Origin of the sequence: Parashewanella hymeniacidonis (assembly GCF_016900895.1) — a bacterium.
Classification (GTDB): Bacteria; Pseudomonadota; Gammaproteobacteria; order Enterobacterales; family Shewanellaceae; genus Parashewanella; species Parashewanella hymeniacidonis.
The window spans coordinates 1-18779 of sequence record NZ_JAFEUN010000090.1 but is presented as its reverse complement, the minus strand read 5'-3'; the positions used below and the strand labels follow the sequence as shown (position 1 = coordinate 18779).

Sequence of the window (18779 nt, the reverse complement as noted above, 5' to 3'; positions counted from 1 at the left end):
GGGTACATGGTGAAGACCTGAACTTGAAAACCAATGAGGAGCCTGTGCAACTTAATTATTTATGCCCGACCGGGTTAAGGATGATTAGCGTAAAATCAGAAGCCATCATTGAAATTATTAGGAACTAATCGGCCTATTGATTTTAAAATTTTTCGAGAACCGCCTTGTGCGGAGCCGCATGCAGGGTGGTGTGGGGGCTGAGGGTTAGAGACCCTCGGCTACCCGATTATGCTTCAGTTACGGGACTTTTCAACACGCTAGTCATGTGTTCATGAGCTTGAGAGACAAGGTTTGTTACGTTCACCAAAATATCTTTACCCGTATCCTCTCCTAAGCGTCTTGTACCAATTCGTAGAGAGTATATTTCATGTACCTCATCACCAGGTATTTCAAGCATTTCAACCTCTTCATGCTCTGAAGATAATCTAGGTTTTAGGTCGCTGTTACGTGACAAGTAATTGTGGACAATTGTAATAATTGACGCTCGTGCTACTTCTTCATTTTCTGCTTGAGATATCTGATGATACTTTAGCGAAGCAGCAGGAGATGCTAATAGCTCAATATTTGTTAACACTGTAAATGGTTGATCTTTTGCTTGTTCTACAAAATTAATTATTAATGCAAAATTACCATTCACATCACCCCAATCTATAGACCAATCAGTATGATATTCAGGCTCACTAATGCGATTCAGAAAAGGGTTTGTAACTTTTGCAATGCCATCAATAACAGTTTTTAAACCATCATCAAAATTTGTTCGGAAATCAGCATAAAATTTCCCGCGAGCAAAAAGTGGGACTTTACAATCTTCCAATAACACTGGCATTACAACAACTCGATTCTCTTCAAGTTCACGTAGTAATCCAGCTGAAAGTTCTTTTTTACACCATTCAGAAGCCACTGAGGCATTTGATAAAATAACTAATAAAGCACTTGCACCATCAGCCGCATCTTGGACTTTATCAATAATTGAATCACCCAAACTTAATTCCCAACGATCAAGCCAGATGTGCACATTTTGTTGTACCAATTGCATTGCCAATTGGTCAACGAACTCTTTATTTTCATGTGAATAGCTAATAAATACTGGCATATATAATACTCATAATTAATCTAGAACAAAATACGAAAGAAGCATAACGCCGTTAGCATTGGCCTCCGCTAGTTGGCGACTTTTTTGCTCCGCAAAAATAGGTGCCAGCTAGCGGAGGTCCGATGCCTAACTTTGTTAAGCATTTACACATTGCCAGCTACCCACTCAGTAAAAGTACCGCATATTTCTTTGAAGTGACCTTTTGGACCAGCCTCTGGATCGTAATCAGTTGGGTCGAACTCGACCACTCTGTTTGTTTTACCTTCTGTATCGATGCAATAGTGGATTGCACAGCCTATATGAATAAACGGCACGAGCTCCTTTGGCCAAATCCAATTCGGATCATCAGGGTCTACCGAACAAAAACTCTGATACAACCCCAACATAGAATCACCCAAGTCGGTTTTGTGCCCGTTGATAATACCAAGTAGACCGTAATCCGGCCCAAAACCACCGTTTCCGTTTTCCTTGTAGAGTTCTACCAAGCAAGCCGGCAGCTCCCTGCCAGTTTTTTCTTCGAACGCTCTCGATTCTTGTTCAATATTCATATTTCGACTTGATGCTTAACGCCCCTCTAATAAGTGAACCTGTGCTGGCGGGCGATTTGCTCAGCAAATAGCGTGACAGCCATGGTGAATCTTGATTCAGAGGCTTGTTATAACGACGTAATCAAACGCTAATAATGAGAATTGTTAGAGCAACCCCAGTCCAAAAAGCTAGAAATGGCACAGTTAATTTTTGCAAGTTTAGATACCAAGGCCGCTTGGCTGTTACATCTATCTCGCAAATGACTTCTCCGTGGTTAACTTTGTCGCCTTCCGAATATGTAAGATTTTTGATTCTTCCATTGTTGGGCGCTACAATTTCAGCTATAAATTTTTCAAACTCTACTTCAAAAATCACATCATCTGTTTTTACAAATGAATTGTTTTTTATCCGGACGCCAAACAGAGTTCCTTCATCACTAGAAGTTCGGAATTGTTCGGGGGGATCTGAAGGGATTCTCACTTTAGCAGACATAACCATCCATAGTCGTTATAACGCCCAATTCAGCTGCGCCGTAGGCGTCAGCTGGAATTGCTTGTGTACGCCCAGCATGGGCGTGAACTAATGAGGTGAAAGTCCTCTGTAGGAAGATCACCGTTTATTAACGTGATGTTATTAAACGATAACTACTAGCGAATGGCAAGGGCTTATCCGTGAGGGTTGGTCTGGAGGAAGCCGCTAGCACTTTCGTTTATAAAGAGGACGAGCTGATGAACAAAAACATCATATGAGGCGTAGGCTGGAGGTGAGCTGGTAGGGTCTGCCCCGCAAAGCAAGGGTACAAGACGACAAAACCACGTGATCTAACGGCCACCGTAAATGATGCAGCAGTGTAAAGAAAGTTCACGTTCCCCCTTTCTGTTTATAAAGAGTGGGGAGATCTGTTTAACTTGCGATCGGCAGGTAACCAGTAAGGCTCTGGTAAATAAGTGCCTTGGCTTTTCAGTCTCATCACCTGAAAAGAGCAAACAGATGAAAACCGATAGCGCATGACTGGGCAACTAGGCATGTGATTAAACAGAAGTCAGCAGACAGCATATTAGCCCAACGCCCATCGTAATGGTTGGGATAGCATACCCCGCATTAGCGTTGTGGGTACATGGTGAAGGCCTGAACTTGAAAACCAATGAGGAGCCTGTGCAACTTAATTATTTATGCCCGACCGGGTTAAGAATGATTACCGTAAAATCAGAAGCCATCATTGAAATTATTAGGAGCTAATCGGCCTATTGATTTTAAAACTTTTCGAGAACCGCCCTGTGCGGAGCCGCATGCAGGGTGGTGTGGGGGCTGAGGGTTAGAGACCCTCGGCTACCCGATTAGCCGTTTTACTTCGGGGCACCATCGATGTCACGATGCACAATTAGGCGACCTAAAAATGCTGACAAACCAATTGTTTTACGGATGCGTTCAGCCCAAAGTCCACCGACAATGAAACCAACTAAAGTGCAAACGGGTAATGCTAATTCTCCAGATTGACCAGTTAAATTAAAGTTTAAAACTACGCCAATTAATGCCCCGAAAAGTGTTGGAGAAAAAGCAACTGATAACCACAATAGGGTTTGAACAAATAATGCGACCAGCTAATTCATTTAAATTAATGACTTACGCTTAGCGGTTTTCAAGTTTTTCTTTCATTTGTTTTGCGAGTAATTAAAATCGTTATTTAATTCCAGTTGGTTAATTCATTGTAAGCACTGTCAATATGTACTGACTCTGGTGGAAATATTTGATTAGAATGCAGCAGTTCGGATATCAGGCCAGGGCAAGGCCGCGAACACTATTTGAGCAGTTATTGTATTTAAATCAAACCTTCTTAGAGTTCTTTTTATACAGAGTAGCTAAGGTCACTTATGGTTTAGGTTTTAATTTAAATCAATCTTATCATTAACTGCACATACGTGCTCTCACCCTGGATATTAGGCCATTCATCTTCAATAAGCCAAACTAACATTAATGCAGCGTATAGAGGCGACTTAAAAAGCTACTCGTGAAATATTAAAGGAGCAATAGTATCGGTTGGTTAGCCTGAACATTGTCTCTAAAGCGTATGTAAAGAAGTAAATTAATTTATAATCAACATCTTAATTTGATGTGATGTTTGGAGTTACTTTTAACACGCCCTAGTGTTTTTCGCCCGAACGGGTATTTGAACTAAATAATACATACATTGATAATGTTTGTATCTACAATTAAATTTTTCAAAGATAGATATCAAGCACAGTGAGAACGATCATGCATGTATCATTAACACCAGAGTTAGAAGCGCGGGTAAAGTCAAAGGTTGAAAGTGGGCTCTACAACGATGCAAGTGAAGTTGTTCGTGAAGCCATTCGTTTTATGGAGCTTCATGAAGATTGGATTAACGAAATGAAACTGGCCAAGCTTAGGGAGCAATTAAAAGTTGGGGTAGAGCAACTGGATCAAGGAAAAGGGATAAAGGTGAACTCAAGAGAAGAGCTTGATAAGTTTTTTGATGAAATCACTGGCTAATAAAAATGTCAAAAATGAATTTAGTCTTTTCTCCTGAATCCCAGACTGATTTGAAAGAAATTTATCAATATGGATCACTCAATTGGGGCGAAAGAAAGGCAAAGTATTATCTTGATGATATTAAAGAGCATTTAGATACGATACTTGAACAACCATTCGTTGGAGTGGAAAGACCATTACTACTGCCTGATTTACGCTGTTTGCCAATAGAAAGTCATTTAATTTATTATCGATTTAAAAGTGAAAATCTTGAGGTTGTCCGTATTTTACTCAAACGCCAAGATCCACAAAGGCACTTGTTTTGATGTGTGAGTAAACTTAAAAGTAAAGTTTTATAGGGCAAGATGAACAGCCGTCACTACACATCAAAACACAGGAAAGTGCAATTTTAACATGTGCAGAACGATAGGTAGCGTCATCACTCGCATAGTTGCTTTACTCGAATTTTTTCTTCTTATCATATCGATAAGGTTTACTACTGAAACTCCCAAGTATAACTCTTTCTACAGACTGTTCGATTGAGCGTCTGAGTCCTTTAAGAAGTGAAGCTTCTTGTGAGTTTTTAATAAAATCTAAAATCGACTCAGCCGTTTGATCAATAATTTGTTCGGCATCTCGGATTTTAAACTGCTGAGAGGTGCCAAGATTAATGAGGTGCTGTTTATCAGGAAAGGCTTTACTGTTTTTGAGTTTTAGCGCCATTTTATTATCAATAGTGTCATAGATAAGGGTATGGGTTATATCAAAAGGAGGTGACACAAAGATTTTTTTCATATCTGTCGTGTATTGCAGAGCAAAGTTTTTTAAATGAGCATCGCCATTACCAATCAAGCAATTAAAAACGATATAGCGATACATTTTTCGAACTTCTTCTAGGCTATTTGTGTAGATTAAAGTCGCTTTTAGAAGAGTTTCATAACTCCCAGTGTACTTGGAATCGGGATTGTTGGATTTCTTTAGCAAGGTAGTAAAGTCTTCAAATCCTAAAATCTCACCATTCGGTTTATCGAATCGCTCAACAATAAAAGTCTCTAGATTTTCCGATAAGTATGTTTTCGGTGGATTTAGCCCGCAGTGTTTTGCGGCTTGCATACACACATACTCATTAACGGTTAATAGTGGATATTCATCATCGCAAGCCTTTACAATGAGATCGTGTTGCTCAAGTGTTCGTCCAGTATTTGGTATGCTGACTTTAGGTTGGACGCCAGATAAGCTGTTTCTTAGATAGTATTTTTCTAATAGCTGAGGGAATAAAGGTTCTTTTGATTGGTAAGTTAAAATCTGGTTTAAAGGTAATGATTCTGCTTCTGGTAAATCAATATTGGCATTATAGCGAAGCATACCAATTCCATGATCACCTTGTAATGCAAGTAAGTACATGTCATTAACTCTAGCGTGCCTAGCTAAACGGTCAGCGATGAATCGACGGTTAAACCCTTCGGGTAGATTTTGAGCAAAAATAGGGTGTAATGAGCCAGATGAATAACCATCAAGTGATGGCTTGGTCATTGTAAGAGAAACATGCTTATCTTTCCAAGTTGGCTGATAATAATGGTTCGAACCATGGGTTAAGATCCCAAGCTCAGAATTGTCACCCAAAACGTTTAACTTCTCTATTCGTTGTGGAAGAGTTGACAGTTTCATTCATCGTCTCCAAATAGCGAATCCAACTCATCCCAATCAGGCAACTGGTGTTGCTTTGGTTTAATGTCTAATTGATAGCCAAGCGTATCTATGTACCTTTCAAAAATATCTAAAGATCCTGTAAAGCGACCGTTTTCGATTTCAGAAATCGTACTTTTATGAATAGCCGTTTGATCAGCAAGTTGCTTTTGTGTTTTCTGTTGCTTTTTTCTTGCCTCAGCAAGTGTTTGACCAACCAGTTGACGATTTGCCATAAATTCCACCTTTGTTCGATATATAGCGAACTTCATAGATATTTAAGCATTAAGTTCGCTATATAGCAATCATTTAGGCAAGTTTTTAAAATATACTTAGATTTAATCGAAAACGCACTGAAATTGAATACTCAAAAAAATTGGTAATTGTGATGACGAAGTTATAAGGATTGCCCTGCAAAGTTTAATGCTAGAGTCTTCCCTAAAGTGCAACTGAAAGCTTAGCGCACTATAAATTTGCGTCAGGGTTCTAAAGCTTATAAGCTTGCACCATTCGTTAAAAAGCTACTCACCAAAAAGATTTGTAATTGACTGATTTAAATAATAAAAAAATTAAAATTATTAGTCGGATTAAACTTTTTTGCGATGCGCCAGCCATAAAGCTTAGACTCATAAATGCCAAGTTGTTTTGCTGCAGTGGAAACACCGAGTCTTTCTGTTAGAGCTAAGGCTTCTGTTTTAAATTCAGTTGACTAAGTTTTTCGATTCTTTATTGTCATTGGTCACTTCGATTAGGGATTATACTAACTTAATCTGGTCCACTATTTCTGGGGCGCATCAGCATTAGTGAAATAATGTTAAAAATCACAAGTATATACCCATACCTGAAGATGCTCGATTTCAGCGAGAATGCAAAGCTTGTTAATCAAGGCGACAGTGTGCGCCAATAGTGAGCTATTGTTAGCACTGGCAACACAGAGTAACACGCTGTGCAACTCGCACTTCGTGGACTTCTCAGCGCCAATTCTTCTTTGTTACATTAGCTCGAAAGAATCCCGACATTCCTTCGCTAATGCGCCTCAAAGAATTGGCGCTGAGAAAGTCCTGAAACATGCATCTTCAGGTATCATGGGTATAAGTAAGTGCTGAGAGCTTTCTGCCTACAAAATATTTATAAGCTTAAAAAAAATCGAATCACAAACGAATTCGTAATATCAACAAAAAATGCAGCAACCAATGGCAAAATAATAAATGCCAGAGGCGCTGGTCCGTGTGATTTTGTTACTGCCGTCATATTAGCAATTGCTGTGGGTGTAGCGCCCAATGCAAAACCACCAAAGCCAGAACTGAGTACTGCTGCCTGATAATTCCGACCCATCAAAGGAAATAGGATAAACAAAATAAATAAAACCGCTGCTAGGGTTTGCATTAATAAAATTACAATTAGTGGGCCGGCCAAACCTGCAATAGTCCATAGCTGCATACTCATAAGCGACATTGCTAGAAATAGCCCTAATGAAAAATCGGTTATTACTGCTAGCGCTTTAGTTCTTGCTGGCCATCGTACCTTTGGAAAAAGGGATGAAATGATGTTGGATAACACAATACCAGTTAACAAACAGGTAACAAAAAGCGGTAACTTTAACCCTAGCTCTGTGGTGAGGTGGTTAACAAACCATCCAATAATAATTGTGATATGGAGTGTTAAAAACACGGCCATAAGATTCATATGGTTAATTGTACCTGATTCCTCTTTTTTAAAAGGAATACCTACCATAGGAGCCTCATTAGAGTCACCTTTGAGTTGAAAGCGATTTATTAAAATATGTGCAATTGGGCCACCAATCAGACTAGCGAGAATAAGTCCGATGGTGGCGCTTGCCACACCTATTTCGAGTGCATTATCAATGCCTAGGGCTGCCACTTCTGGTGCCCAAGCGATCGTTGTACCGTGACCGCCAATCAGTGATGTTGAACCAGCTAAAACGCCTATTGCTGTTGGTACGCCTACCAATTTTGCACCTGTAATACCCACGATATTCTGAATCAAAATATAACTGAGTGTCAGTCCCAGCATGAACAATAGTGGCTTACCACCTGCAATTAAATCAGAAAGCTTTGCATTCAAACCAATACCTGTAAAGAAATATACAAGTAAAATATCTCTAGTCTCCAACTGATAAACAATTTCTGTATCGGTAACCAAATAGATAGTCAGTGCGAATAACGCAGCAATTAATCCGCCGGTTACGGGTTCAGGGATATTATATTTACGAAGAAATTCAAAGCGCCTGTTGATATGAACACCAATAAAAAAAACTAAAATACTGAGGGTAAATGTTAAAAAATTATTTGCCACAAATTGGTTCATGTTGTTATTTCACTCTTTCCTGAATTATTTGTATTAACATCTTACTCTTGGGCAGAACGTAAACGCCCACCTTAAAAGCCAACCAGAATTTGTCCTGTTGAATTTCTTGTGTACGCCTAGGATTGGCGTGAAATAATGAGGTGAAGGTCCTCTGTAAGAAGATCACCGTTTATTAACTTGATGTTATTAAACTATCACTATTATCAAATGGCAAGGGTTTATCCGTGATGGTTGAATTGAAGGAGGTAGCAAGCCTTTTTGTTTTAAGAAGACGAGTGATGTAAAAACATATAGTTTTGTTCAAGAACCAAATTGATGGCATCAAGCTTGAACGCTTTAGAATATCTTTTTCTTGTCATTTTCATTCTCCAGTTAAGTTATTATCTCTTAACTGGGGTGGTCATATCCATTAGACCACGCAGGGCGTGAAATGACCGCACAAATAGACAATAACAATATATTCAAAAGTTCATGTAATCTATGACGTTGTATGCGAGGGTCATTGATTTTGTCGAAGTGCTGTAAAAAAGTAGAAGGTTCAATTTCATTATCATGTAGCTAAGTTTGATTGATCTGATCACAAACCTTCAAAAAAGTTCAATTTTAATGATCTTGCAGTGGCCCCTAGTGTTCAATTACCTTTTTAATGAAAGAAATTCTGTTGTCCTAGTGTCTCTTTAAACAATTGAAACATTTGTAAGTGCATTGTTAAATAGCTTCTAGGGATGACTATGATAAAACCAATAATAATGGCTGGTGGTTCTGGTACTCGATTATGGCCGTTATCTCGCGAATTATTTCCTAAACAGTTTTTATCATTAGATGGTGAAAACACGATGTTACAAGCGACGTTAAAGCGATTGGTTAACATTGAACATCAAACACCTACGATCATTTGTAATGAGCAGCATCGTTTTGTTGTTGCAGAACAATTAAGGACTCAACTTTCAAGTAATTCGAATATTCTACTTGAGCCTACAGCAAAAAATACGGCACCAGCCATAACTCTTGCAGCTTTCGATAGCTTAAATAATGGTGAAGATCCGATTCTTTTGGTTTTAGCCTCCGACCATATCATCAAGAATGAAGATGCTTTTGTTGCCTCCGTTCATCAAGCAACATTAGCCGCTGATAAAAATAAACTCGTTACTTTTGGTGTTGTACCGAAGTCACCAGAAATTGGTTTTGGATATATCAAGTCGGGTGATGCGTTAGACCACGGGTATGAAGTTGACCAATTTGTTGAAAAGCCAGATTTGGACACGGCAAAAAATTATTTAGCGAGTGGTAAATATTTTTGGAACAGTGGCATGTTTATGTTCAAAACCAGTGTTTTCTTAAATGAGTTAGAAACTCATCGACCTGACATCTATAACGCATGTAAGGCTGCATTCGAAACCTTAGAAACGGATAGTGATTTTTCTCGCTTTGATAAAAGCGTTTTTGACACTTGTCCAAGTGACTCTGTTGATTATGCAGTAATGGAAAAAACAAAAAGTGCTGTTGTTGTGCCCTTAGATGCCGATTGGAGTGACGTAGGGAGTTGGTCAGCACTTTGGAATATTGAAAATAAGGACAAAAACGGTAACTCCTGCAAAGGTGATGTGATGACCATTGACACTAATAACTCCTTTATTTCAGCAAATGATAAGCTGGTTGCCACGATAGGTTTGGATGATGTTGTGATTGTAGACACGAAAGATGCCTTATTAGTGTCAAAACGCTCTGAAGTTCAAAAGGTAAAACAAGTGGTTAATGAGCTGAATGCTCAAGGTCGAATTGAAGCGAAAAGTAGTCGCAAAGTTTATCGACCTTGGGGTAAGTATGATTGTATTGATACTGGCGATCGTTTCCAAGTAAAACGTATCACCGTTAAGCCTGGTGCAAAGTTGTCATTGCAAATGCATCATCACCGTGCCGAACATTGGGTCGTTGTTAAGGGAACAGCTAAAGTCACAAAAGATAATGAAGAAATTCTTGTTACTGAAAACCAATCAACATATATCCCAGTTGGGAGTATTCATGCACTGGAAAATCCGGGTCTTGTAAATCTTGAGTTGATTGAAGTGCAGTCAGGCTCTTACTTGGATGAAGACGATATTGTGCGTTATGAAGATAAGTATGGCAGAGCCTAAAATGACACCATTAACTTGTTTTAAAGCTTATGATATTCGCGGGAAATTAGGCTCAGAGCTTGATGAGAAAGTCGCTTATGATATAGGGCGTGCTTACGCAAGAGAAATTAAGCCCAAAACCGTTGTTTTAGGTGGTGATGTACGAGCAACCAGTGATTCATTAAAAATGGCATTGAGTGAGGGGTTAAGAGCTGAGGGGGTTGATACCATCGATATTGGCTTAGTTGGCACCGAAGAAATCTACTTTGCTACGCCGTATCTCAATGTTGATGGTGGCATTATGGTTACTGCTTCTCATAATCCGATTGATTATAACGGCATAAAAATGGTTCGAAAGGATAGCATTCCTGTTTCTGGTGACTCCGGTTTAATTTCGATTAAAGCATCAGCAGAGACTACACCTTGGATTAATGAGACTTCACACAGCAAGTTAGGTACCCATAAAACACAGTCAATTTTAGCGCCCTACGTTGAAAAATTATTAACTTACATTGACGTTAAGAATATAAAGCGGCTCAAGATAGTAGTTAACTCTGGAAATGGAACAGCAGGACACGTGATTGATGCGTTAGAGTTAGAGTTTGAGCAGCTCAATATTCCGATTGAGTTTGTTAAGCTTTTTCATCAGCCTAATGCAAACTTTCCTAACGGTATACCGAATCCTCTTTTAGCTGAAAATCGAAAAGCAACGAGCGATGCTGTTATTGAGCATAACGCAGATCTAGGTATCGCTTGGGATGGCGATTTTGATCGTTGTTTTTTGTTTGATGAAAATGGTGAATTCATTGAAGGTTATTACATCGTAGGTTTATTGGCCGAGATGTTTTTACGTAAAAATAAATGCGAAAAAATTATTCATGATCCACGGCTCACATGGAATACCGAAGATATTATTAAAAAAGCTGGTGGAGAAGCAGTAAAAACAAAAACAGGCCATGCTTTCATTAAAGAGCGAATGCGAGCTGAGAATGCTGTTTATGGTGGTGAGATGTCTGCTCACCATTACTTTAGGAGCTTTTACTATTGTGATTCTGGCATGATACCTTGGCTTTTGATCATCGAATTAATATCAATTTCAAATAAATCTCTATCAAAGCTAGTGAATGAACGGATATCACTTTATCCATCTTCAGGTGAAATTAATTTGAACATTCGTACTCCCCAAGAAGCTATAGAGGCTGTAAAAAAGAAATATCAGACCAAAGCTTATGAAGCAGATTTAATTGATGGTGTTTCATTTTCTTTTATTGAAAAGTCTGGCTTGTGGCGATTTAACTTACGTTGCTCTAACACAGAACCTGTAGTGAGACTAAACGTAGAATCGAAAGGGAGTAGAGTTTTGATGAGAAAGAAGACGAAAGAGATTGTTTCAGTTTTGCAGGAATTTAGAGCATAAACATACTACTGATTACATGTCCCACCTTATGGAAGAAAGTCTTAACTTCACCATCTAATTTATGAAGCGCTCGATTTAAAGGGTTATATTTTTCCAATTGGTCTTTATCTCTAGGGATAGCATCATGGTGAGGTAATTGTGCTACTAATGATTGCATTTTAGTGATCATTGAGCATAGCGATTTATCATATCTTGAAATTGCTTTATTTGGTCAGGTGTTAATTGAGTATCAGTTTTACTTGTGCCGCTGGTTGGAGCTAGTTTTGGAGCCGCCGCTGGAGATGCTATTGATGAAATTTCTTGTTCCTCGATAAAATTAACTCTGCACACTTCGTAGTTTCCCCAAGAGTTATGCACCCTTATCCAGAAGCAAGGTTTGACGCCAGAACTCGAGGTAGGAGCCGGATGCGTTAGTAGCGCACGTCCGGAACTCTGCGGGGGTGAGTAGTAATGCTCATTCCTACCGCAACCATTGTATGGATCACAAGCTTAGAGTGAAAGACATTATAAGTGATCATTTAGTTTCAACATCTCAGCAATTAATTAATGCAATCTATTTATTGATTGAAGGTGCCATCGTTATAGCGTTTATGACTGAAAGTACTGAAGAATTAAAAAGTAGTAATGTGGTAACTCAAAAATTACTTCAGAATTGATGATAATACGCTTCGAATCAGTTTGCTTTTAGCCATTTATTGAGGCCATTAAGTCTGAGATTGAGGTTGTTGGTTGGCAGGTTGTGCCGGCGCAGGGGGTAAAGTTGATGTTGGTTTAGGGCCAGTTGGAGGTGTACCATCTGGTGTATTTAAGTCTAAACTAGGGTTTGTTTGTCCTGTGTTCGCTGGACTCCTTTTTTTCTGCTTTTCTTTGTATAGTTCATCCAGTTTTTTCGTTTGTCCAGTATAACGAGCCCTTTCTACCGACCTAGGTGATTCACTAAAAGTCATTCCATTATTTACTGTGACCGGAGCTTGTAAGCCTGCTTTATAACCTGGTTGACCTTCGGTGCCTTTAGCTACAAATGGGTTACCATAACCAACTCCGTGCTCAGGGTGAATTGAAATTTTTTCAACAGGCTCTTTACCTGCAACCTCTTGTTCTTCACGACTTCGAGCTGCAAATTGTAGGGCTTGTCTGATGTTTTCAGCCATTAATGCTGCCCTCACTGCTTCTTGAGCTTTTTCCATATATAGTTGTCTATCCACTTTCCCATTTTTTCCTTGGATCATGGTACGCATCCCATCTTGAGATCCTCCTGAAGCGTGAAGAACAAATTTGCCATCTTTTTCTTCATAACCCACGTCGTTAAGCATAAAGTCATAATCTTTTGGGTTGAATTTTTCTGGGTCGGTGAGTGTTAATAGTTTTTCAAGTTTCACCTTATTGTCTTGAATTTGTTTAACCGTAACACCTTTCTTAATGAAGTGATGAATTTCGTCTACGGTTAATGAGACTTTCTCTTGATGTTTTAAGCAGAAAATAAGTTGCTTGATGGCATAGCCATTGTAACGATCTGAGGGCTTTTTATCTAATGAATCGGCTTTGGCTTTTGTTGTTAAGCTATTGTCCCCATGATCATATAAGGCATAATCATTACTGGCTATATCCTCAAAATCCCTGAGGAACATATCATGGAGTTTACGGTATGGTTGAAAATCTGGACAACTAACTTGGTACTTACCGTTATCAAGCGCATAACTTGAAACATTTCCTTGGTCATCCGCTTTACGATAAACACCAGCTTTGAATGATGTTTTGACATGGAATTCGGCAAGAGCTTCTTTTTCAGCAGATAATTTAACCGTATTAGCTTTAAAATTAGTAGTGACTTTTACGTCATATTCTTGGTCACCTACGGTTACAGAAATAGTTTCAATTTGTATTTCATCATTTCTGCTATACCAAGTCCCACGATCAGCAACTGACTTTCCAGTAATAACTACTTTATTCAGCTTGTCACAACTAAACTCGACCTCATCCTTTGGAGGCAAAGTTGGTTGAGCTGGTGTACTTGTTGGTGTAGTTGTAGTTGACATAATAAACCTATTTCAATTGTTCTTATGGATGCCGATTACTAATTTACTTAAAGCTTTTCATATCTACATTTTGGTTGTTAATCAATAACTGTGCAAATTAACCTTAATTTATGTTCTAGTCATGTTGTCAATTGTTTCTTAATGTAATTTGGAAGCAAGTACCACCTTCTGCTTTATTTTCAATATGAATATCTAGATTTAAAAGCTCAGATAATTTCTTTACGATTGAAAGACCTACACCAAGTTCTGGTAATAGCTTTCCGCTATAATGAGTGGTGTTTTTATTCGTTAATGCGTGAATGTTGGTTTCTGAAATACCGGGGCCGGAATCATTAACTTTAATAAAGGTTTGGTTATTTTCCTTGATTAGCATGACTTCAATCACTCCGCCATGAGGCGTGTATCTAAATGCATTATCCAATAAATTACATAAAATTCTACGAAGCAAATTGATATCAGTCATCATTTCAATATTATTAGGGCAGTGTATGTTTGCTTGAATTTTTCTGCTCTCAGCTTGGTGCCGATACATTAATGCTAACTCTTCGAAAAGCTCAACGGCTTGAAAGTTTACGATGTTGGGTGTGATTAAGTTATTTTCGATGGCGGCAAGTTCTAACAGTTGGGTGAGTAACCCTTTCAGCTTTTCGCCTGATTGAGCTGATATTTCAATCCATTTATCTTGTCGTTCTTGTTCAGGTGATGCAAGCCAAGTTTCAATGTAGCCTAGAAGAACGCTTAAGGGGGTTTTTAAATCGTGTGAGAGATGCAATAAGAATTCATGTTTCGCTTCATGTGAACTTGTTATTTGTTGGTGCTGTGTGTTTATTTTACTCAGCAACACATTAATATCATTAGTTAATTCTGAGATCTCAATACTGCTCCTAGCAGGCTTATTGAGTTGCAATTGTTTACCTAATGAATCAACGTTCAATTGAGATAAACTGTGAGCAAGTTTTTTAGTTGGAGAAATAAAAAACTGAATTAATAGCGCAAACACAGTACTGACTGCGATGACGATTAAAATTAAAACAATGGCGAGTTGTGTAACGTTGTGAGAAGTTGCGGTTAATGATTGCCATGCATCAAACTTCTCACCACCAATGATGACATAGAGAAAACCTGTATGATTATTTGATTTATCGAATAATCGTATAGCGGAAAAAATTTTGTGTCCGTGTCCTCTTGGGTCAACATTGTAAATTGGAAGAGGGGACTCATTCAAGAATTGATGAATTGGTTTTAGTGGAACTTCTCTTTGCTTGATAACGCTGTCTTTAGCTGCGAAAGAAATAACAATCCCATTCTTATCAAGAGTATAAATTTCAAAACTCGGGCCTAGAAGCATAAAATCATGAAACGCTTCTTTTATCGCTTCATCGGCTGTAACACCTTGGGAAAGAAGGGGGTTGATGTGTGCCATGTGTTCAGCAAGCTTTTTATGAAGTGATTGCTGTACAAGGTTTTGTGAGTGTATTTGCGAGTAATTAAACCACGCCCATAATGCAGAAACTAAAAGTACAATTGTAAAAGTAATTGATAACCACAAGCGGCTGAATAAAGAGTTCGTCATGCCACTTGAGCCTCTGGTGGTGAAAATTTATAACCTACACCCCAAACTGTTTTCACCAGATCTTGATTGCCACAGTGACGAGATAGCTTTGAGCGCAAGCGATTAATATGGCTATTAACCGTATGCTCATAACCATCATAGTTATAACCCCATACTGCTTCTAAAAGCTGTAACCGACTGAAGACTTGTTGAGGGTGCGTAGCAAGGTAATGAAGTAAATCAAATTCAGTTGCTGTGAGGTCAACACTGCGATTTTCTGCAAAAACCTCTCTTGTGTCACCATCAATTCTAATCAGGCCATGTTCTATATGTTGGGAGGGTAAAGCAGAATGAAGTTGAACCTTTAATGAGCGACGAAGCATCGCTTTAACACGTGCTCTTAGCTCTAGCACGCTAAATGGCTTGGCTAAGTAATCATCAGCTCCAGATTCTAACCCTAAAACAATATCGGTTTCGTCAGCCTTTGCGGTGAGCATCATAATTGGGGTTTGAGAGTTAGCTTTACTCAATTCCATACAAAGCATCAAACCATCTCCGTCAGGCAACATTCGATCTAACAGAATGGCGTCAAAATGAGTAGACGAGAGCAGTGTTTTTGCGTGGCATATTGTAGAGCAATGAACGACATCTAAATCTAATAGCGAAAGATTCAGTAAAACGAGGTTAGCTAGCTCTTGCTCATCTTCAACAAGAAGTACTTTTTTTTTGTTTTGCTGGTGTGACAGTGCACTTTTTCCGTTCATATTTTGAATCTCCCAAAGCCTCCGATAAACAGACCTTGCAGTGTTTCAAAATATTTCAGAATAAAATAAAAATAATTACAACTTCATAACAATCATGAAGTTGTAATTCAGCTTACAGTAAACTCAGATTAATTCGTGCGTTCGATAACCACAGACATTGCAGGGTTGTCAAAGCGATGCTTCGCAAATAAAACCGAGTCAGATAGACCGTCTTCTTTACTAATTACACCTGAGTGGATATAAACTCTATCGACATCATCACGTTCAGCATCAAAACCTTGACCTTGATCTGCTGGTCCTGGGATTGTACCTTTAGCTTCAGTATTCGCTTCAGTACCAGAGTCGTAAACATTAGCTCTGAACGTAACTTTTTGACCGCTTTCTAGTGAAGATAGATTAAAATTACTCACACCCGTAAATGCATCATTGGTATTCACCAGCATGCTTAATACACTTACATTATTAAGTTGATCTTCATTAAGAGTAATATCGATTACTTCTCTTTGTCCTGGGCCTGTTGGTGCTTCGGCACTAAAGAATTCCGTAACCCCTTCAGCAGTCTCTAAACCCGAGTTGTCACCAGCTTCAGCTAGAAGTTCTAAAGCATCAGACGCTGTTTCACCTGCAACGAATAGTGGGGTGTCAGAATTATGCAAAACTACAGCAATTGGCGATAGTGGTTGTTCTGGTGTTAAGTTCGTAACGGTAACTTTGTAATCAAAAGTTACAACAGGTGTAGGTGCAGGTGGCTCTGGTTGGTCGGGGGTTGACTTCTTGTCATTGTCTGGGCAACCCGTCAGCAACAGTGTACCTACAATACTTGCAGCGAGAGCTGCTTTTTTTGAAAATGAATATGGCATAAACCAGTCCTCCGATTACTTAACAGTAACTACAATGCGAGCAACAGGGTTTAACCAGCGGTGAATTCGGCTATCTAAATCACTCAAACCACCATTTGCGTCCGTATCACCAACAACACCAGGGTGGATGTGAACATTTTCATTTGAAGCGGTATTTGCAAAACCTGTACCGCCAGTGCCAGCATCTCCACCCGGTGCGACAGGAATACCGGCAGCACCAGGTGCGCCACCTGGCATACCAACAACTAATTCATCATTAGCTTCAGTACCAGCGTCATAAGCATTAACATTTAACGTATATGTACCTGGTTCTGTAGGAATTTCCCAAGCATCTAAGCCAATAAATGCATCATTTGTTGGAAGCATCATTGCAACAAGAGATAAATGTGTATTGTCACCAGAATCAAGTTCGAAAGTTTCTGTTTTGGTGTTTGGAGCAAGCAAACCTTCTACTGGGTTTTCAGCCGTTACACCATTAACAGCTTTTACCATTGTCGCTAAACCTGAAATTGCGCCACCTTCGGCCATCGCTTGCAGTTCTGCCGTTGCTTTTTCGCCAGATTGGAATAAATGCAATTCGTTATCATGTGCTGCAGCAAGAATCGGGGTAAAGTGGTTACCGTGAGTCAAATTGGTTACTTTAATTTCAAGTTCTACTGCTGTAGCAGGTAAGGCCATAATTCCAGCCAGTGCAATCGACTTGTATAGGTTACGTAATTTCATTTTTATCTCCATGTCAGAATATGCTGGATATCATGAATGGTAAAGTTCACGCCAATATCTCGGAATTATCACGAAAGTTTCACGATTTGATTTGTGACCAACAATTAACAAATGATAAGATCTTAAATTAATAAAAATAAAAGGATTTTTAATCTTGAGTAATAACAACTTTTCTATCAGAACGATTGTTTCTGAAGCCATTAGTATCACTATTCGTAAAAAACTTGATGTATTAATCGCTACTACGCCACTTGTCATCGTGTTTTCACTCATTTTCGCACTTTATTATAAAATTATTGGAAAAGTAGATGGCTTTGCCCTAGATGCTGATCCGCTTTCTGAAGTGATTCCAGAACTGAAGTATTTCTTTTTTATGTTCATGATCATGATTTATGGCTTTGTTAAAGCTGCAGTGAATTGTCATCGAATTTATATTAAGCGTTCTAAATTGTTTTTTATCGACGCAATTGTTCCTAAAATGAGAGATTTGAAATTCTTTGGGATCAGCATTCTATTAGGACTGCTTATGATCCCTATAGGGTTAGCGATAGGTCTTCTTTTGGCTGGTTTTGGAGCAATTATTGATAATTTAAGTATGTACAACGCTCAAACATTAACAGCATTAGTTATGATTGTTAGTTACGGCATTATTGGGGTAATAATGTGTCGATTTATGATGGTGTTACCTTCAAGAGCCGTTGATGAATCCATCAGTTTTGGTGATGCATGGGAAGCAACTGCACAGGTAAAATGGAAAGTATTTTTTGTACTTTCGATAATTCCGATTTTGAGTTCTTTAGTCACTGAAAGTATTGCAAGTTTTGAAGGATGGTTTTTTGTGAGTGTTTCAATAGTGCTACATGCAATGTTTGCCTTGTTTGAACTCGCACTTCTTTCTTTGTGCTATCAAAAACTCATCATTGATGAAAGAAAGAGGGAAGAGGAATCCGTATCTCTGCAATTTTAATCCCTCAATAGTTATATTTTGCTGCTTTTTGAGTTACAGAAAGTAGCAAAAATAGATTCAAAAATTTATTTCAAAAGACAAATCAGCTTTATATACCCATATGGACTCTCCCCTATTTACAAGGCATTAGTTTTTGAAAAAACAGGGTTCATTGCTGTCATATATTCGGCTTATTTATCAAGAAATCTGTCTTGTAGCCTTGATGGTATCCGCCTCTATCA

22 protein-coding genes are annotated in these 18779 nt (G+C 38.7%); 7 read left to right on the top strand and 15 right to left on the bottom strand.

The window, feature by feature from the left end; all coding sequences use genetic code 11:
• Nucleotides 1–226: 226 nt before the first annotated feature.
• The 4 genes from JQC92_RS16290 to JQC92_RS16275 form a co-directional block, all read right to left on the bottom strand.
• The gene (locus JQC92_RS16290; protein WP_205000637.1) at nucleotides 227–1093 is read right to left on the bottom strand and encodes a toll/interleukin-1 receptor domain-containing protein; all 867 of its coding nucleotides are present in this window, start codon (nucleotides 1091–1093) and stop codon (nucleotides 227–229) included.
• Between the two features lie 143 nt (nucleotides 1094–1236).
• The gene (locus JQC92_RS16285; protein WP_205000636.1) at nucleotides 1237–1641 is read right to left on the bottom strand and encodes an SMI1/KNR4 family protein; all 405 of its coding nucleotides are present in this window, start codon (nucleotides 1639–1641) and stop codon (nucleotides 1237–1239) included.
• Between the two features lie 121 nt (nucleotides 1642–1762).
• On the bottom strand, nucleotides 1763–2113 hold the full coding sequence (locus JQC92_RS16280) for a biotin/lipoyl-containing protein (protein ID WP_205000635.1): 351 nt from the start codon (nucleotides 2111–2113) through the stop codon (nucleotides 1763–1765).
• 854 nt (nucleotides 2114–2967) lie between these two features.
• On the bottom strand, nucleotides 2968–3195 hold the full coding sequence (locus tag JQC92_RS16275) for a hypothetical protein (protein ID WP_205000634.1): 228 nt from the start codon (nucleotides 3193–3195) through the stop codon (nucleotides 2968–2970).
• A 679-nt stretch (nucleotides 3196–3874) separates the two neighbouring features.
• Here JQC92_RS16275 and JQC92_RS16270 point away from each other — a divergent pair.
• Nucleotides 3875–4132, top strand: coding sequence for a type II toxin-antitoxin system ParD family antitoxin (locus JQC92_RS16270; RefSeq protein ID WP_205000633.1), 258 nt, complete (start codon nucleotides 3875–3877; stop codon nucleotides 4130–4132).
• Between the two features lie 5 nt (nucleotides 4133–4137).
• Nucleotides 4138–4437, top strand: coding sequence for a type II toxin-antitoxin system RelE/ParE family toxin (locus JQC92_RS16265; RefSeq protein ID WP_205000632.1), 300 nt, complete (start codon nucleotides 4138–4140; stop codon nucleotides 4435–4437).
• Between the two features lie 130 nt (nucleotides 4438–4567).
• Here the strand turns inward: JQC92_RS16265 and JQC92_RS16260 are convergent, their stop codons facing one another.
• From JQC92_RS16260 to JQC92_RS22700, 4 genes are all read right to left on the bottom strand, one after another.
• Nucleotides 4568–5779 carry a type II toxin-antitoxin system HipA family toxin gene (locus tag JQC92_RS16260; RefSeq protein ID WP_205000631.1) on the bottom strand — a complete coding sequence of 404 codons (1212 nt, stop codon included), beginning with the start codon at nucleotides 5777–5779 and terminating at the stop codon, nucleotides 4568–4570.
• Nucleotides 5776–6033, bottom strand: a complete 258-nt coding sequence (locus JQC92_RS16255) for a helix-turn-helix domain-containing protein (RefSeq protein ID WP_205000630.1) — start codon at nucleotides 6031–6033, stop codon at nucleotides 5776–5778. Before JQC92_RS16255 ends, JQC92_RS16260 begins: the two co-directional genes overlap by 4 nt.
• Nucleotides 6034–6925: 892 nt before the next feature.
• On the bottom strand, nucleotides 6926–8125 hold the full coding sequence (gene gltS, locus JQC92_RS16250) for a sodium/glutamate symporter (RefSeq protein ID WP_205000629.1): 1200 nt from the start codon (nucleotides 8123–8125) through the stop codon (nucleotides 6926–6928).
• A gap of 387 nt (nucleotides 8126–8512) precedes the next feature.
• Nucleotides 8513–8668, bottom strand: a complete 156-nt coding sequence (locus JQC92_RS22700) for a transposase family protein (RefSeq protein ID WP_205000639.1) — start codon at nucleotides 8666–8668, stop codon at nucleotides 8513–8515.
• A gap of 188 nt (nucleotides 8669–8856) precedes the next feature.
• Between JQC92_RS22700 and JQC92_RS16240 the strand changes: the two genes are divergently transcribed.
• On the top strand, nucleotides 8857–10260 hold the full coding sequence (locus tag JQC92_RS16240; protein WP_276315812.1) for a mannose-1-phosphate guanylyltransferase/mannose-6-phosphate isomerase: 1404 nt from the start codon (nucleotides 8857–8859) through the stop codon (nucleotides 10258–10260).
• The gene (locus tag JQC92_RS16235) at nucleotides 10247–11656 is read left to right on the top strand and encodes a phosphohexomutase domain-containing protein (protein WP_276315811.1); all 1410 of its coding nucleotides are present in this window, start codon (nucleotides 10247–10249) and stop codon (nucleotides 11654–11656) included. The genes JQC92_RS16240 and JQC92_RS16235 overlap by 14 nt, the downstream gene beginning before the upstream one ends.
• Here the strand turns inward: JQC92_RS16235 and JQC92_RS16230 are convergent.
• Together JQC92_RS16230 and JQC92_RS16225 are read right to left on the bottom strand one after the other, a co-directional pair.
• Complete coding sequence (locus JQC92_RS16230) at nucleotides 11646–11813, bottom strand: hypothetical protein (protein ID WP_205000627.1); 168 nt, start codon at nucleotides 11811–11813, stop codon at nucleotides 11646–11648. The two genes, JQC92_RS16235 and JQC92_RS16230, sit on opposite strands and share 11 nt — an antisense overlap.
• Before the next feature lie 8 nt (nucleotides 11814–11821).
• Nucleotides 11822–11986 carry a hypothetical protein gene (locus tag JQC92_RS16225; RefSeq protein ID WP_205000626.1) on the bottom strand — a complete coding sequence of 55 codons (165 nt, stop codon included), beginning with the start codon at nucleotides 11984–11986 and terminating at the stop codon, nucleotides 11822–11824.
• 146 nt (nucleotides 11987–12132) lie between these two features.
• On the opposite strand from JQC92_RS16225, the gene JQC92_RS16220 reads away from it, so the two are divergent.
• Nucleotides 12133–12312 (top strand): hypothetical protein, encoded by a 180-nt coding sequence (locus tag JQC92_RS16220; RefSeq protein ID WP_205000625.1) that lies wholly within the window; start codon nucleotides 12133–12135, stop codon nucleotides 12310–12312.
• 48 nt (nucleotides 12313–12360) lie between these two features.
• Here JQC92_RS16220 and JQC92_RS16215 read toward each other — a convergent pair whose 3' ends face one another.
• The 5 genes from JQC92_RS16215 to JQC92_RS16195 all read right to left on the bottom strand — a co-directional run bounded on the left by JQC92_RS16215 (nucleotide 12361) and on the right by JQC92_RS16195 (nucleotide 17591).
• Entirely contained in the window at nucleotides 12361–13692 is a 1332-nt protein-coding gene (locus tag JQC92_RS16215; protein WP_205000624.1) for a hypothetical protein, read from the bottom strand.
• Nucleotides 13693–13819: 127 nt separating this feature from the next.
• Nucleotides 13820–15265 (bottom strand): sensor histidine kinase, encoded by a 1446-nt coding sequence (locus JQC92_RS16210; protein ID WP_205000623.1) that lies wholly within the window; start codon nucleotides 15263–15265, stop codon nucleotides 13820–13822.
• Nucleotides 15262–16008, bottom strand: coding sequence for a response regulator transcription factor (locus JQC92_RS16205; RefSeq protein ID WP_205000622.1), 747 nt, complete (start codon nucleotides 16006–16008; stop codon nucleotides 15262–15264). Before JQC92_RS16205 ends, JQC92_RS16210 begins: the two co-directional genes overlap by 4 nt.
• A 128-nt stretch (nucleotides 16009–16136) precedes the next feature.
• Nucleotides 16137–16868: a spondin domain-containing protein gene (locus JQC92_RS16200; RefSeq protein ID WP_205000621.1), complete on the bottom strand. Its 732-nt coding sequence runs from the start codon at nucleotides 16866–16868 to the stop codon at nucleotides 16137–16139.
• A 15-nt stretch (nucleotides 16869–16883) separates the two neighbouring features.
• Complete coding sequence (locus tag JQC92_RS16195) at nucleotides 16884–17591, bottom strand: spondin domain-containing protein (protein ID WP_205000620.1); 708 nt, start codon at nucleotides 17589–17591, stop codon at nucleotides 16884–16886.
• A gap of 154 nt (nucleotides 17592–17745) precedes the next feature.
• Here JQC92_RS16195 and JQC92_RS16190 point away from each other — a divergent pair, with 154 nt between their 5' ends.
• Together JQC92_RS16190 and JQC92_RS16185 are read left to right on the top strand one after the other, a co-directional pair.
• Nucleotides 17746–18558 carry a hypothetical protein gene (locus JQC92_RS16190; RefSeq protein WP_205000619.1) on the top strand — a complete coding sequence of 271 codons (813 nt, stop codon included), beginning with the start codon at nucleotides 17746–17748 and terminating at the stop codon, nucleotides 18556–18558.
• 18 nt (nucleotides 18559–18576) lie between these two features.
• Nucleotides 18577–18779: hypothetical protein (locus tag JQC92_RS16185; protein WP_205000618.1), on the top strand; the 203-nt coding region annotated here is incomplete at its 3' end.

Coding starts and splice junctions, on each gene's coding strand:
- JQC92_RS16290 (WP_205000637.1), bottom strand. CDS start 1,093: ATGCCAGTATTTATTAGCTATTCACATGAAAATAAAGAGTTCGTTGAC.
- JQC92_RS16285 (WP_205000636.1), bottom strand. CDS start 1,641: ATGAATATTGAACAAGAATCGAGAGCGTTCGAAGAAAAAACTGGCAGG.
- JQC92_RS16280 (WP_205000635.1), bottom strand. CDS start 2,113: ATGTCTGCTAAAGTGAGAATCCCTTCAGATCCCCCCGAACAATTCCGA.
- JQC92_RS16270 (WP_205000633.1), top strand. CDS start 3,875: ATGCATGTATCATTAACACCAGAGTTAGAAGCGCGGGTAAAGTCAAAG.
- JQC92_RS16265 (WP_205000632.1), top strand. CDS start 4,138: ATGTCAAAAATGAATTTAGTCTTTTCTCCTGAATCCCAGACTGATTTG.
- JQC92_RS16260 (WP_205000631.1), bottom strand. CDS start 5,779: ATGAAACTGTCAACTCTTCCACAACGAATAGAGAAGTTAAACGTTTTG.
- JQC92_RS16255 (WP_205000630.1), bottom strand. CDS start 6,033: ATGGCAAATCGTCAACTGGTTGGTCAAACACTTGCTGAGGCAAGAAAA.
- gltS (WP_205000629.1), bottom strand. CDS start 8,125: ATGAACCAATTTGTGGCAAATAATTTTTTAACATTTACCCTCAGTATT.
- JQC92_RS16240 (WP_276315812.1), top strand. CDS start 8,857: ATGATAAAACCAATAATAATGGCTGGTGGTTCTGGTACTCGATTATGG.
- JQC92_RS16235 (WP_276315811.1), top strand. CDS start 10,247: ATGGCAGAGCCTAAAATGACACCATTAACTTGTTTTAAAGCTTATGAT.
- JQC92_RS16230 (WP_205000627.1), bottom strand. CDS start 11,813: ATGCAATCATTAGTAGCACAATTACCTCACCATGATGCTATCCCTAGA.
- JQC92_RS16220 (WP_205000625.1), top strand. CDS start 12,133: ATGGATCACAAGCTTAGAGTGAAAGACATTATAAGTGATCATTTAGTT.
- JQC92_RS16215 (WP_205000624.1), bottom strand. CDS start 13,692: ATGTCAACTACAACTACACCAACAAGTACACCAGCTCAACCAACTTTG.
- JQC92_RS16210 (WP_205000623.1), bottom strand. CDS start 15,265: ATGACGAACTCTTTATTCAGCCGCTTGTGGTTATCAATTACTTTTACA.
- JQC92_RS16205 (WP_205000622.1), bottom strand. CDS start 16,008: ATGAACGGAAAAAGTGCACTGTCACACCAGCAAAACAAAAAAAAAGTA.
- JQC92_RS16200 (WP_205000621.1), bottom strand. CDS start 16,868: ATGCCATATTCATTTTCAAAAAAAGCAGCTCTCGCTGCAAGTATTGTA.
- JQC92_RS16195 (WP_205000620.1), bottom strand. CDS start 17,591: ATGAAATTACGTAACCTATACAAGTCGATTGCACTGGCTGGAATTATG.